We start from the raw sequence: 13,660 nt of genomic DNA, 5'->3' as shown, positions 1-13,660 counted from the left end.
GGGTTCCTCTGATAAATACTATCATAAAAGGGCTGAGTTTCCTCAGCCCTCTTTTTTCGTCATGATTTTGACAATGGTCTTTTCGATCCGCTCCCTGTCAATCTTGTTGCCGTCTTTCAGGATCTTCAAAGCGGCCTTTATCACAAGGATCCTCGGGTATTTTCCGAGCATTTCCTTGACAGGATCTTTCTTCATACTGATCACACTCCTTGACAAGAGGGATGTGTTAGAATATAATCTAGTGCGGTATGGGCTCGTAGCTCAGCTGGCAGAGCGCCCGGCTCATAACCGGGTGGTCGGGGGTTCGAATCCTCCCGAGCCCACCAGATTTAGAAAGGAGAGCGTCGCTCTCCTTATTATTTTAACACACTTTTCAAAATTCTCAAGTGTGAACCAGGTTGACAAGAAAGAAGTGTGATAGTAAAATTATCAAACGGTCCTGGGCGGCGTAGCTCAGCGGCGAGAGCGGGTGATTCATAATCACCGTGTCGTGGGTTCGAGTCCCACCGCCGCCATAAAGGTCTTCGAAAAAATAGGGCCAGCGTAGCTCAACCGGTAGAGCGACTGATTTGTAATCAGTAGGTTGTGGGTTCGAGTCCCACCGCTGGCTCCAACGGGATTCTCAGTGGTGGGGTGCCCGAGTGGCCAAAGGGGGCGGACTGTAAATCCGCTGGCAGAATGCCTTCGGAGGTTCAAATCCTCCCCCCACCACCAGATTTTTTCAGGAAAGGGTGAAACAACATGCGAGTGCTGGTAGCTCTGAAATGTTCCAAGTGTGGAAACAAGAATTACTATACTACGAAGAACAAAGACAAGAGAGCAAAACTTGAGTTGAGAAAATACTGTCCAAAGTGCAATTCTCACACTGTTCATACCGAAACAAAGGCATAATCGCAGGGCCGTAGCTCAACTGGTAGAGCGCCGGTCTCCAAAACCGGTGGTTGCGGGTTCGAGTCCTGCCGGCCCTGCCATTTTGTGATCTGAGGGGGCATGAAAGGTGGAAAAACTTCGAAGATTTTTCAGAGAAGTGATCGCCGAGGCAAAGAAAATCTCCTGGCCCTCCCGAAAGGAGCTCCTGACTTCCTTCAGTGTTGTTCTCGTAATTCTGATAGTCACGGGGCTTTATTTTTTTGTGCTGGATTTCATATTCTCTGGCGTGGTTAGTGCTATTTTCAAAGCACTCGGCATAGGATAAGGTGATGAGCGATGAAAAAGAACTGGTACATAATAGTCACCATGTCAGGCTACGAGGAAAAGGTTAAAGAAAACATCGAAAGAAAAATAGAAGCCACAGGTATCAGGAATCTTGTTGGTCGGATAGTGATTCCTGAGGAAGTGGTCTTGGATGCTACCAGTCCTTCTGAGAGGATCATTCTCTCCCCCAAAGCCAAGTTGCATGTTAACAACGGCAAGGATGTGAACAAGGGAGATCTCATAGCCGAAGAACCTCCCATCTACGCGAGACGAAACGGTGTAATCGTCGAAGTGAAAAACGTGAGGAGGATAGTGATAGAAACCATCGACAAAAAGTACACAAAAACCTACTACATACCCGAGTCGGCCGGTATCGAAACAGGTTTGAAAGTTGGCACAAAAGTCAAACAGGGACTGCCTCTCTCAAAGAACGAAGAGTACATCTGTGAACTCGATGGTAGGATCGTTGAGATAGAGCGCATGAAGAAGGTGGTCGTTCAGACACCAGAGGGAGAACAGGATGTTTACTACATTCCAAAGGATGTCTTTGACAGGACAAGAATAAAAAAAGGAAAAGAAGTGAAACAAGGAGAAATGCTCGCAGAAGCTAGAAAATTCTTTGCAAAGGTTTCTGGAAGGGTCGAAGTCGTCGATTATCCAACGAGAAAAGAGATCAGGATCTACAAAACAAAGAAGAGGAAACTCTTTCCGGGATACGTCTTCATAGAGATGATCATGAACGATGAAGCGTACAACTTTGTCCGTTCTGTGCCTTACGTCATGGGATTTGTGAGTTCCGGTGGACAACCCATTCCCGTCAAGGATAAAGAGATAAGACCTATTCTGAGACTTGCTGGTCTTGAGGAGTACGAAGAGAAGAAGAAGCCTGTCAAGGTGGAAATGGGTTTCAAAGTGGGAGATACGGTGAAAATCATAAGTGGTCCATTCGAAGATTTCGCTGGTGTCATCAAAGAGATAGATCCGGAAAGACAGGAACTGAAGGTCAACGTTACCATCTTTGGAAGAGAAACGCCCGTTGTGCTCCACGTCTCCGAAGTGGAGAAGATCGAGTGAGAGAAAACGTGGGAGGAGAGTTCCGTACCACGCATAAGGAGGTTCGGAAACATGGCGAAGAAGGTAGCGGCTCAGATCAAGTTGCAGTTACCGGCGGGAAAGGCTACGCCTGCGCCACCGGTTGGACCCGCTCTGGGACAGCATGGTGTGAACATCATGGAGTTCTGTAAGAGATTCAACGCAGAAACAGCGGACAAGGCAGGAATGATTCTTCCTGTCGTTATCACTGTGTACGAAGACAAATCGTTCACCTTCATCATCAAAACACCCCCTGCGTCTTTTCTCTTGAAGAAAGCCGCGGGCATAGAGAGTGGTTCTTCTGAACCGAAGAGAAAAATCGTTGGTAAGGTCACCAGAAAACAGATCGAAGAGATCGCAAAAATAAAGATGCCGGACCTGAACGCCAACGACCTTGAGGCAGCCATGAGGATCATAGAGGGAACGGCCAGAAGCATGGGAATAGAAGTGGTAGACTGATGTAACGGAAAGGAGGAGGCGTAATGCCGAAGCACTCCAAAAGATATCTGGAAGCAAAAAAGCTGGTGGATCGTACAAAGTACTATGATCTGGACGAAGCGGTGGAGCTCGTCAAGAAAACGGCCACCGCGAAGTTCGATGAAACTATAGAGCTTCACATCCAGACGGGAATAGATTACAGAAAGCCTGACCAGCACATAAGAGGAACCATCGTTCTTCCTCATGGAACAGGAAAAGAGGTCAAAGTCCTCGTGTTTGCAAGGGGAGAAAAGGCCAAAGAAGCACAGGAAGCAGGAGCAGATTACGTGGGAGCGGAGGATCTTGTGGAGAAGATAGAAAAAGAAGGTTTCCTTGATTTTGATGTCGCGATAGCAACTCCAGACATGATGAGGGTGATAGGAAGACTCGGAAAGATACTCGGACCCAGGGGACTGATGCCCTCGCCGAAATCCGGGACCGTCACGAACGAGGTAGCGGAGGCTGTTAAAGAGTTCAAAAAGGGAAGGATAGAGGTCAGAACAGACAAAACGGGAAACATTCATATACCTGTAGGAAAGAAGAGCTTTGATAATGAAAAAATCAAAGAAAACGTCATATCCGCCATCAAGCAGATTATGCAGATGAAACCGGCGGGAGTGAAGGGACAGTTTATAAAGAAGGCGGTTCTCGCTTCTACAATGGGACCAGGGATAAAATTGAATCTCCAGAGCATTTTGAATGAGTAAGTGATAGTAAAAACAAATAGCCGAGCGACGCCGTAGATGGCAGGTCCCTTTCCGGGTTAAACATCCTGCCGGAGGCGTCCCAAAAGGGCACTAAGGCCTTTTTGTGGACCCTCCGGGGTCCACAAAATTTTTTTGGGAGGTGAATTCGTTGCTGACCAGACAACAAAAAGAAGCAATAGTGAAAGAGATGACCGAGATATTCAAGAGATCATCCCTGGCACTGTTCGCAGATTTTACAGGGTTCACCGTAGCCGATCTCACAGAACTCCGTTCCAGGCTGAGAGAAAAGTACAACGGCGGTGCCAGATTCAAAGTTGTGAAGAACACACTCCTCACCCTTTCACTGAAGGATGCAGGCTACGAAGGATATGAAGAATTTCTCAAAGGTCCTACCGCTGTTCTCTACGTCACCGACGGTGATCCAGTTGAGGCGGTGAAGATCATCTACAACTTCTACAAGGAAAAGAACGCAGATCTCTCAAAACTCAAAGGTGGATTCCTTGAGGGAAGGAAGTTCTCTTCGGAAGAAGTGGAAAAGATAGCGAAACTTCCATCCAAAGAAGAACTCTACGCTATGCTCGTTGGTCGCGTGAAGGCACCGATATCTGGTCTTGTCTTCGTGTTGAGTGGAATTCTGAGGAACCTTGTGCTTGTGCTCAATGCCGTTAAAGAGAAAAAATCTGAATGAGTGGAGGTGTGTAGAGATGACGATTGATGAAATCGTTGAAGCTATCGAGAAACTGACGGTTTCAGAGCTGGCAGAACTCGTTAAAAAGCTGGAGGACAAATTCGGTGTGACGGCTGCTGCTCCCGTGGCGGTTGCTGCTGCGCCTGTGGCAGGTGCTGCTGGAGCTGCTCAGGAAGAGAAGACGGAATTCGATGTGATCCTGAAGAGCTTCGGCCAGAACAAAGTTCAGGTGATCAAAGTTGTGAGAGAGATCACGGGTCTTGGTTTGAAAGAGGCAAAGGATCTCGTCGAAAAGGCAGGAACGCCGGATGCCGTCATCAAGAGCGGCGTTTCCAAGGAAGAGGCCGAAGAGATCAAGAAGAAGCTCGAAGAAGCTGGTGCCGAGGTGGAATTGAAGTAAATTTTCGTTTGTGAAAAAAGTATGTTGCAACCCTGTACCGGGTCTTGCCGGTACAGGGTTTTTGTGTTTTAATAAAAAGAGTGCGGTACGAGTATCTCTTCTCGCCCGACTCGCTTCTCTCTTCTCCAGCAACTGAAACCCAGGAGAAAATACATCCTGGGGGTTTTTCACTCCACAATGAGAGGTGAGAAAATGAAAGAGATTTCCTGTGGTAGGAGAACGAGGGTTTCCTTCGGCAAAACTCATGAACCCCTACCAGTACCTGACCTTGTGGAAATTCAGAAAAGCTCCTACCAGAAGTTTCTTGAAAAAGGCCTTCTCGAAGTCCTCAAAAAGTTTTCCCCCATTTACTCACAATCGACCCGTTCAGATTTGAAAAGATCCGACAAAGGATTCGCCCTCGAATTCGTCTCCACAAGAGTGGGAGATCCTACCGTTGATCCCCTGGAGTGCAAGGCCAAGGGTTTGACCTACAGTGTTCCCGTGTACGCAACCGCACGGCTCACAGACCTGAAAAGCGGTGAAATGAAGGAAGAAGAAGTGTTCCTGGGGTACATTCCCTACATGACGGAAAGAGGTACCTTCATAATAAACGGTGCTGAAAGGGTCGTTGTCAATCAAATAGTGGTCTCTCCAGGTCTGTACTTCTCCTCTGAATACATAGACAGAGAAGAGTACGGTGGATACTTCCTCCCCTCCCGAGGAGCATGGCTCGAGGTTATCCTCGATCCGTACGATGGTGTTCTCTACGCTGGTTTGGATGGGAAAAAGGTCAATCTCTTTCTGTTTCTGAAGACCATAGGATACGAAAAAGACGAGGATATTCTCTCACTCTATCCCACATTCCTGGATGCAGACGATGAGGATAGTCTCCTTTTACACGTTGGTTCTATCATCCTCGAAGACATCTACGACGGTGACAGAAAAATAGCGGAAAAGTGGGATATCCTCACCAAAGATCTGGCAGAAAGAATTCTGATGTCGTCCAACATAGAGCAGATCAAGATTGTTCATCCAATCGCTCAGAACACTTTCGAGAAAATGCTTGAGATTCTTTCCACCGGCGAGGAAAGTGAAACCGAGGAGGAAAGAACTAAGGTTTACGGCTTGAATGAGGTAACGGTTGTGGATGCCTACCTTGAGATCTTCAGAAGACTGAGGCCAGAAGAACTCCCAAGGATCAACGCTGCGAAGAGATATTTGCACGACCTGTTTTTCAATTCGGAAAGGTACGATCTTTCGGAAGTGGGAAGGTACAAAGTGAACGAAAGGCTGAAGAACGCTTACATAAGGTACCTGATAGAAGTCGAAGGTGAAGATCCAGAAGAAGCCAGGAAGAAAACCTACAGCGAAACAGCCACCATTCTGAAGCCTCTCGACATTGTTCTTGCCTCAAGAATACTCTTCGATTACTTCGAAAGAAGATACATAAACGACTTTGAAATAGATTCCTACGAGTTGAAGAGTCTGATAAGGATATTCAAAGAGGAATATCTTTCAAAAAGGAAAACTGCGCCGTACGATCTGAGAAAGCTCATCACCACATTCAGAAGAAACTACGATGTCACCTCAGACATAGGTGTTTTTGCGGCCATTAGATACGTTTCCAACATAAACAAGGAACTTCCATCGATCCCCTTCGACACGAAGGATCATCTCGGAAACAAGCGAGTCAGATCGGTGGGAGAACTTGTACAGAGGGAGTTTGAAAGACTCTTTGCTCGAGCGCAAAAGGCCATACAGGAACGACTCACTCTGATAAGTTCTCTGAGTAAGGTCTCCATACAGAGTTTGATAAACATCAAGTCCATCATTTCAACGGTTAACCAGTTTTTCGCCATGAATCAGCTCTCCCAGTTCATGGACCAGGTGAACCCACTCTCAGAACTCACCCACAAGAGAAGGGTATCAGCGGTCGGTCCGGGTGGTCTGAGAAGAGAATCGAAAGTCTTCGAAGCAAGAAACGTTCACTACTCACAGTATGGAAGGTTGTGTCCCATTGAAACCCCTGAAGGTGCGAACATAGGATTCATCACATCACTTGCGATATATGCCAAAGTGGACGAATACGGTTTCTTGATGACACCTTACAGAAAAGTGGTCAACGGTAAGGTGACAGACGAGATCGTCTATCTGAGAGCGAACGAGGAGGAAGAGTACAAGATCGTTCCCGCTACAACCCCTGTGGATGAAGAAGGTAACATCATTCCTGAAAGAGTTGTGGCGCGTATGGGTGAAGACATCAGACTCGTTCCCAGAGAAGAAGTGGACCTTATGGACGTTTCCACGAAGCAACCGTTCAGCGTTTCCGCTTCTCTCATACCCTTCCTCGAACACGATGATGCCAGCAGGGCTCTCATGGGTTCCAACATGCAGAGGCAGGCCGTTCCTCTTTTGAAAACGGAAGCCCCACTCGTTGGAACGGGTATGGAATGGGAAGCGGCGAAGAACTCTGGTTATGTTGTTCTGGCACGGCACAACGGGATCGTAAAAGAAGTGGATGCGTCCAAAATCGTCATTCATCGAACCGACGAAAACGGGAATCCCATGTACGATGAAAATGGAAATCCCGTTCTGGACGAGTACAGGTTGCTGAAGTTTGTGAGGTCCAACCAGGATACAACCATAAACCAGAAGCCCATTGTGAACGAGGGAGACTTCGTCAAAGAGGGTGATCCAATAGCCGATGGTCCTGCAACGGACATGGGTGAACTTGCTCTTGGAAGGAACATACTCGTTGCGTTCATGCCATGGGAAGGCTACAACTACGAGGACGCCATTCTGGTCAGTCAGGAACTCCTCGAAGAGGATGTCTTCACATCCGTTCACATAGAGGTCTACGAAACACAGGCCAGAGAAACGAGGTTGGGACCTGAGGAGATCACCGCGGACATTCCGAACGTGAGCAAAGAACTCCTCAAGAATCTCGACGAGAACGGAATCATAAGGGTGGGAGCTTACGTTGTGAGTGACTACGGAGTGGGTTCTCAGGCCATTCTCGTTGGGAAGGTAACTCCCAAGGGAGAAGGAGACACCACCCCGGAGGAGAAGATCATCAGATCGGTCTTCGGAGAGAGAGGTCGAGACGTCAAAGATACTTCCCTGAGGCTTCCGCACGGTGTTGAAGGAAGAGTCATAAGGGTGGATGTGTACGATCAGAACGATATAGCGGACCTGGGATCCGGTGTTTTGAAACTGGTCAGGGTTTACGTGGCAACCAGGAAAACACTGGACATAGGAGACAAACTGGCGGGACGTCACGGAAACAAGGGAGTTGTTTCCAACATTCTTCCAAAGGAAGACATGCCGTTCCTGCCCGATGGAACACCGGTTCAGATGGTTCTGAATCCGCTTGGTATTCCATCCCGTATGAACGTTGGTCAGATCCTCGAAACACACCTTGGATGGCTCGCAAAATTGACGGGCAAGTGGTTCGCAACACCCGTTTTCGAAGGTGCAAAAGAAGATGAAATTCTGAAACCACTGTACGAAGAAAGGAAGAAGAGAGGACTCCACCTTGGAGACGACGAAAACAACCCGACTGGAAAGGTGATTCTCAGGGACGGAAGAACGGGAGAGCCCTTCGACAATCCCGTGGTGGTCGGTTACATGTACATGTTGAAGCTCGTTCACATAGCCAAAGAGAAGATACACGCAAGATCCACAGGACCCTACTCTCTGATTCACCAGCAACCCCTCGGAGGAAAATCCCACTTCGGTGGTCAAAGACTTGGAGAGATGGAGGTCTGGGCTCTGGAGGCGTACGGAGCAGCACACACCCTTGCGGAGATGCTGACAATAAAGTCCGATGATATCAAGGGCAGAAACGAAACCTACAAGGCCATACTCAAAAACATGAACATACCAGAACCGGGTGTTCCTGAAAGTTTCAGGGTTCTCATCAAAGAGCTCAGAGGGCTTGCCCTTGATGTGAGGCTCTACGATGAGAATGGTAACGAGATAGATATCGATAAGTACTGATCGGGAGGGTGATAGGATGCCCATGTCTTCTTTCAAGAGGAAAATAAAGGCAATACAGATAAAGATAGCCTCCCCGGATGTGATAAGAAGCTGGTCCGGTGGAGAGGTGAAGAAGCCGGAAACTATAAACTACAGAACGTTCAAGCCCGAGCGCGATGGACTCTTCTGCGAGAGAATCTTCGGCCCTGTGAAGGATTACGAGTGTGCTTGTGGAAAGTACAAGGGAAAGAAGTACGAAGGAACCGTCTGTGAAAGGTGTGGTGTCAGAGTTGAATCCAGAGAGGCCAGAAGAAAGAGAATGGGTCACATAGAACTGGCAGCCCCCGCAGTGCATATCTGGTATCTGGAGAGCATCCCAAGTGTCCTTGGAACTCTCCTGAACATGAACGTCTCTGACCTCGAGAACATCATCTACTATGGAAGCCGCCGTGTGATAGAGAGGGCGTTCATCGTCACCGATCCGAAGGATACACCCTTTGCACAGGGTGATATCATCTATGAAACCGAATACAGGATCTACAGAAAGAAGTGGGACTTTGAAGTCGAGCAGGCGTTCATTGTGAAAAATCCCAGATCTCCTGTTCTTTCAGACATAGACGGCGAGGTAATTCTGAGAACAGAAAAAACCGTCACCGGAAGGGAAATCACATGGATCATAGTGAGAAATGTGAACAGAGCAGAACACACGGTCCTTCCAGGCATGATAATCACGGTGAAAGATGGACAGGAAGTGGAAAAGGGACAGGATCTGACCAGAGAGATGAACGTCGATCCCCTGTATGCTCCATTCGATGGACACGTGGAAATCGATGAGATTTCGAACACAATCACGGTAAAACCCCTCACAACGAGTAAGGATCAACCCGTTGTGTTCACCGTACCGTACGGAGCAAGGGTGCTCGTCTCAAACGGTCAGAAGGTGAAAAAGGGTGATCAGCTCACAACTTCCACCACCCTCCCGGCGGTCAAGGCGAGTATATCTGGAAGAGTGAAGTTCGGTTCCAACCTCAACGTGAGGGCACTGGAAGATGGAAATTTTGAAGTTCTCTCGTCTGGCAACGTGTACATCGAACAGGTGATAGAAGAAAGGAAGTACCCCGTTTTCGAAGGAGCCCTTGTTTACGTGAACAACGGTGACCAGGTGAAGAAAGGAGATCACCTGGCCGACAGGTTCCTTTTCGAGGAAGAATACCTCTCCTCCACAGAATACAAGATATTTGAATCGCACTATCCAACCATGTTTGATGTAGAAGAGAGAACGGAAAACGACAGGCCAATTGTGGTCATAACGGATATAGATCCCGAGGTCTCGAAAGAGACGGGTCTGAAGATGGGAGATATCATCACCGAGAACGAATACGAAGCGTACCTTCAGATCTATCCAGAGAAAATAGTGGCGGATGCCGGTGCCCAGGCGATAAAGAAACTGCTTCAGAACCTGGATCTGGAAGAGTTGAGAGCAGAACTTGAGGCTGAACTCAAGAAATTGCCCGCTTCCAGTTCGAAGGCGATGAAACTGAGAAGAAGACTGAAGATGGTAAAGGACTTCATCAAATCGGGCAACAAACCCGAATGGATGGTGCTTGAGGTTGTACCTGTGATTCCTCCAGACCTCAGGCCCATGATCCAGATCGAAGGAGGAAGGTTCGCCACAACTGACCTCAACGAACTTTACAGAAGGCTGATCAACAGAAACAACAGGCTCAGGAAGTTGCTGGAACTCGGTGCACCTGAGATCATTCTGAGGAACGAAAAGAGAATGCTTCAGGAGGCAGTCGATGCCCTCATACACAACGGATCCGATTCTGAGGGTAAAAGAAGCAGAAGAGCGGTTCTGAAAGACAGAAATGGAAGACCACTGAAATCTCTCACCGATCTTCTGAAAGGAAAGAAAGGAAGGTTCAGAAGGAATCTTCTTGGAAAAAGGGTGGATTATTCTGGAAGGGCGGTCATCGTTGTTGGTCCACACCTGAAGATCCATCAGTGTGGTATACCAAAGAAGATGGCGATGGAGCTCTTCAAGCCGTTTGTTCTGGCAAAGCTTCTGGGAGAAGGAAGCACCAGCAAAACGATGAGGAAGGTCAAAAAGGCGATTATAGAGAAAGAAATGCCCGAGGCATGGGAAGTTCTCGAAGAGGTGATAAAGGGCAGCGTGGTTCTTCTCAACAGGGCTCCCACGCTTCACAGAATGTCCATACAGGCGTTCGAACCAAAACTGGTGGAAGGAAACGCCATACAGCTTCATCCGGTGGTCTGTCCACCGTTCAACGCGGACTTCGACGGCGACCAGATGGCCGTTCATGTACCACTTTCAGCCGCTGCACAGGCTGAGGCAAGGTTCCTCATGCTCTCAAGGTACAACATAATCTCACCGGCACACGGAAAACCAATTTCTCTCCCGACACAGGATATCATCATCGGGTCTTACTACCTCACGACGGTCGGAAAAGACTTCGACTCTTTGAAGGAAGAAGATATCAGGTGGAGATTTTCCTCACCTGAAGAGGCAATGCTGGCGTATCACCTCGGATACATAAAACTCCACACACCGATTCTCATAAAGGTCAGCATAAAAGGAGAAGAAAAGAGAATAAAGACAACTCTTGGAAGGGTTATCTTCAACAGTATTCTCCCAGAAGATTTGAGAGACTACAACAGAATATTCGACAAGAAACAGATAAACGCCCTCGTTTATGAAACCTTCAAGAGATACGGTATAGACAGGGCGGCGGATCTTCTCGACGATGTAAAGGACCTTGGCTTCCACTATGCGACCGTCTCTGGCCTCACGCTTTCACTCAAGGATTTGAAGATACCACCAGAACGTGACGAGATCCTGAAAAGGACCTGGGAAAAAGTAAGAATCATCGAGGAAAACTACGAAAGAGGTTTCCTGACGGAAGAACAGAGAAAGAGCGAGATCATAAGGCTCTGGATGAACGTCACAGAAGAAATCACAGAACTCACTTCGAAGACCCTCGCGGAAGATCCGTTCAACCCCATCTACATGATGGTGAACTCCGGTGCGAGAGGTAACATCGATCAGGTGAAGCAGCTTGCAGGTATCAGAGGATTGATGATCAAGGCGTACGACCCAAGGTCGAGGGAGATAAAATCGAAAATCTTCAAAGGTCAGGCGATACACGAAGCACTCACCTTCGATTACCCGGTTGACAAGAACCTCAGGGAAGGAGTTGACATCCTCCAGTTCTTCATATCCACCTACGGTGCAAGAAAGGGTCAGGTCGACACTGCAATGAACACCTCCTTTGCCGGGTACCTGACAAGGCGACTGGTGGACGTGGCACAGAGCGTCACAGTGACAGAACCCGATTGTGGCACACACGAAGGAATCAGAGCCATGGATCTGATAAAGGATGGTACGGTTGTAGAGAAGATGAACGAATTCCTCTTCGGAAGAGTGCTTGCAAGCGATGTACTCGATCCAGAGACGAAGGAAGTTCTGAAGAACCCCGAAACGGGAAAAGAATACACGAGAAACACGATGCTCACAGACGACGATGCCAACTTCCTTGCCTCTTACAAGAAGATGGTTGACGTTGTGAAATATGATGAAATAGACATAACCGAACTTTCACTTCCGAACATGTACGCGGAGATCGCAGAACCTGTTGGAGAGTACAAAGAGGGAACCGAGCTCACCTGGGATGTGGTGAAAGCCGCCAGGAACGAAGGAAAGTACAGAATAAAGGTGAAGATGTATCCGGTTGTTGGAACGGTCTACGCCAACGAACAGCCCCTTTACGACAAGAAAGGAGAAAGAGAACTTCTCGTCTACCAGGAAGTCATAAACGAAGTAGTGGCAAAACTTCTCGAAGAAAACGGTGTTGAGAAGGTTCTGGTGAGGCCCGATATCATTGTGAGATCTCCTCTCACGTGTGAATCCGAGTACGGAGTGTGTGCCGCATGTTACGGAATGGATCTTTCCAATCACAAGATAGTGAACGTCGGTGAGGCGGTGGGAATCGTTGCGGCACAGTCCATAGGAGAGCCGGGAACACAGCTCACCATGAGAACGTTCCACGTCGGAGGAGTCATGGGTGCCAGCGACATAGTGAGTGGTCTCACGACGGTGGAAAAGACCTTTGAGCCTTACGCCTTCCTGAGAGAAGAAAAAAGCGGTGGCAAGAAGGAGATCAGAAAGTACTATGGATCCGAGGCTGTTCTGTGTGAAGTGGACGGATTCGTAAAGGACATCGCAACCGACGAAACAGGAAGAACAGTTATCTACATAGAAGACTACGCTGGTGGAATCCACGCTTACAGGATACCCAAGAGAGCGAAGGTGAAGGTCAAAAAAGGTCAGAAGGTTCTGAGGGGCGACACGTTGACAACCGGTGCCATCGTGTGGTGGAAACTGCTCGAACTCGAGTCGGAAAAGGGTGTCCTTACGGCCATGAACCTCTTGAAGATCATAAAGAACGCCTACGTGCAGCAGGGTGTCAGCATACACGATAAACACTTCGAGATCATCTTCAGGCAGATGCTCAGTATGGCCCTCGTTATCGATCCAGGTGACAGCGATTATCTACCGGATCAGCTGGTACCACTTGTAGACATAAAGAGAACGAACAGAGAGATACTGGAAGGTAACGCCAGAGTTGAAGAGAACAGAAAGTGGGTCATCGGAAAAATGCTCGCAAAAAGAGTTATCACCGAAACGGACGATGGTGAACTCGTGGAACTTGCACAGAAAGGTGAAGAGGTAACAGAAGAACTTCTGAAGAAGTTCATAGAGGCGGGTATAAAGGAAATCGACGTCGTCGAAAAAGACAGAGTGGTAACGTACCAGATCCTTCCAAAAGAGCCAATAAAATACAAGAGAAGACTCCTTTCACTCAAGAAGGCTGCCCTGAACTATCCGGGATGGCTCAGTGCGGCAGCGTTCGAAGAAACCGCCTGGGTTCTGACTGCAGCGGCAATAGAAGGAAAGGTGGATCCTCTCATCGGTTTGAAAGAGAACGTGATCGTCGGACAACTCATACCCGCTGGAACAGGTCTGGACGTGTTTGCGGGTATTCAGGTGGAGGAAACACCAAGAGCGGCAGCGGAAGAGAAACTCGCATGAAAAAAGTGAAGAAAAAAAGAAGGGGCTCCGAA

10 protein-coding genes and 5 tRNA genes are annotated in these 13,660 nt (G+C 48.1%); 14 read left to right on the top strand and 1 reads right to left on the bottom strand.

Features of this window, described 5'->3' with window-relative positions; genetic code table 11:
* Positions 1–42: 42 nt before the first annotated feature.
* Positions 43–195 (bottom strand): hypothetical protein, encoded by a 153-nt coding sequence (locus CTN_RS09950; protein WP_015918734.1) that lies wholly within the window; start codon positions 193–195, stop codon positions 43–45.
* Positions 196–250: 55 nt separating this feature from the next.
* On the opposite strand from CTN_RS09950, the gene CTN_RS01090 reads away from it, so the two are divergent.
* From CTN_RS01090 to rpoC, 14 genes are all read left to right on the top strand, one after another.
* Positions 251–326, top strand: a tRNA-Met gene (locus CTN_RS01090).
* A 116-nt stretch (positions 327–442) separates the two neighbouring features.
* Positions 443–515, top strand: a tRNA-Met gene (locus tag CTN_RS01085).
* A gap of 22 nt (positions 516–537) precedes the next feature.
* A tRNA-Thr gene (locus tag CTN_RS01080) sits at positions 538–613 on the top strand.
* Positions 614–627: 14 nt separating this feature from the next.
* A tRNA-Tyr gene (locus CTN_RS01075) sits at positions 628–714 on the top strand.
* A 27-nt stretch (positions 715–741) separates the two neighbouring features.
* Entirely contained in the window at positions 742–891 is a 150-nt protein-coding gene (gene rpmG / locus CTN_RS09690) for a 50S ribosomal protein L33 (RefSeq protein ID WP_081434630.1), read from the top strand.
* Between the two features lie 4 nt (positions 892–895).
* Positions 896–971, top strand: a tRNA-Trp gene (locus CTN_RS01070).
* A gap of 26 nt (positions 972–997) precedes the next feature.
* On the top strand, positions 998–1,195 hold the full coding sequence (gene secE / locus CTN_RS01065; RefSeq protein WP_012645107.1) for a preprotein translocase subunit SecE: 198 nt from the start codon (positions 998–1,000) through the stop codon (positions 1,193–1,195).
* An 11-nt stretch (positions 1,196–1,206) separates the two neighbouring features.
* Positions 1,207–2,268, top strand: a complete 1,062-nt coding sequence (gene nusG / locus CTN_RS01060) for a transcription termination/antitermination protein NusG (protein ID WP_012645106.1) — start codon at positions 1,207–1,209, stop codon at positions 2,266–2,268.
* 51 nt (positions 2,269–2,319) lie between these two features.
* Positions 2,320–2,745, top strand: coding sequence for a 50S ribosomal protein L11 (rplK, locus tag CTN_RS01055; RefSeq protein ID WP_012645105.1), 426 nt, complete (start codon positions 2,320–2,322; stop codon positions 2,743–2,745).
* A 23-nt stretch (positions 2,746–2,768) separates the two neighbouring features.
* Entirely contained in the window at positions 2,769–3,470 is a 702-nt protein-coding gene (gene rplA / locus CTN_RS01050; RefSeq protein ID WP_012645104.1) for a 50S ribosomal protein L1, read from the top strand.
* A gap of 148 nt (positions 3,471–3,618) precedes the next feature.
* Positions 3,619–4,158: a 50S ribosomal protein L10 gene (gene rplJ, locus CTN_RS01045; RefSeq protein ID WP_012645103.1), complete on the top strand. Its 540-nt coding sequence runs from the start codon at positions 3,619–3,621 to the stop codon at positions 4,156–4,158.
* A gap of 16 nt (positions 4,159–4,174) precedes the next feature.
* The gene (rplL, locus tag CTN_RS01040) at positions 4,175–4,558 is read left to right on the top strand and encodes a 50S ribosomal protein L7/L12 (RefSeq protein WP_012645102.1); all 384 of its coding nucleotides are present in this window, start codon (positions 4,175–4,177) and stop codon (positions 4,556–4,558) included.
* A 192-nt stretch (positions 4,559–4,750) separates the two neighbouring features.
* On the top strand, positions 4,751–8,539 hold the full coding sequence (rpoB, locus tag CTN_RS01035) for a DNA-directed RNA polymerase subunit beta (RefSeq protein WP_041437851.1): 3,789 nt from the start codon (positions 4,751–4,753) through the stop codon (positions 8,537–8,539).
* Positions 8,540–8,555: 16 nt separating this feature from the next.
* Positions 8,556–13,628, top strand: coding sequence for a DNA-directed RNA polymerase subunit beta' (rpoC, locus tag CTN_RS01030; protein ID WP_012645100.1), 5,073 nt, complete (start codon positions 8,556–8,558; stop codon positions 13,626–13,628).
* Positions 13,629–13,660 lie beyond the last annotated feature (32 nt).

This window comes from Thermotoga neapolitana DSM 4359, assembly GCF_000018945.1.
Lineage (GTDB): Bacteria > Thermotogota > Thermotogae > Thermotogales > Thermotogaceae > Thermotoga > Thermotoga neapolitana.
This window is presented reverse-complemented; position numbering and strand designations above follow the sequence as displayed.

What these genes read in the sequence shown, in the direction of transcription:
- CTN_RS09950 (WP_015918734.1), bottom strand. Translation starts at nt 195, where the DNA reads ATGAAGAAAGATCCTGTCAAGGAAATGCTCGGAAAATACCCGAGGATC.
- rpmG (WP_081434630.1), top strand. Translation starts at nt 742, where the DNA reads ATGCGAGTGCTGGTAGCTCTGAAATGTTCCAAGTGTGGAAACAAGAAT.
- nusG (WP_012645106.1), top strand. Translation starts at nt 1,207, where the DNA reads ATGAAAAAGAACTGGTACATAATAGTCACCATGTCAGGCTACGAGGAA.
- rplK (WP_012645105.1), top strand. Translation starts at nt 2,320, where the DNA reads ATGGCGAAGAAGGTAGCGGCTCAGATCAAGTTGCAGTTACCGGCGGGA.
- rplA (WP_012645104.1), top strand. Translation starts at nt 2,769, where the DNA reads ATGCCGAAGCACTCCAAAAGATATCTGGAAGCAAAAAAGCTGGTGGAT.
- rplL (WP_012645102.1), top strand. Translation starts at nt 4,175, where the DNA reads ATGACGATTGATGAAATCGTTGAAGCTATCGAGAAACTGACGGTTTCA.
- rpoB (WP_041437851.1), top strand. Translation starts at nt 4,751, where the DNA reads ATGAAAGAGATTTCCTGTGGTAGGAGAACGAGGGTTTCCTTCGGCAAA.
- rpoC (WP_012645100.1), top strand. Translation starts at nt 8,556, where the DNA reads ATGCCCATGTCTTCTTTCAAGAGGAAAATAAAGGCAATACAGATAAAG.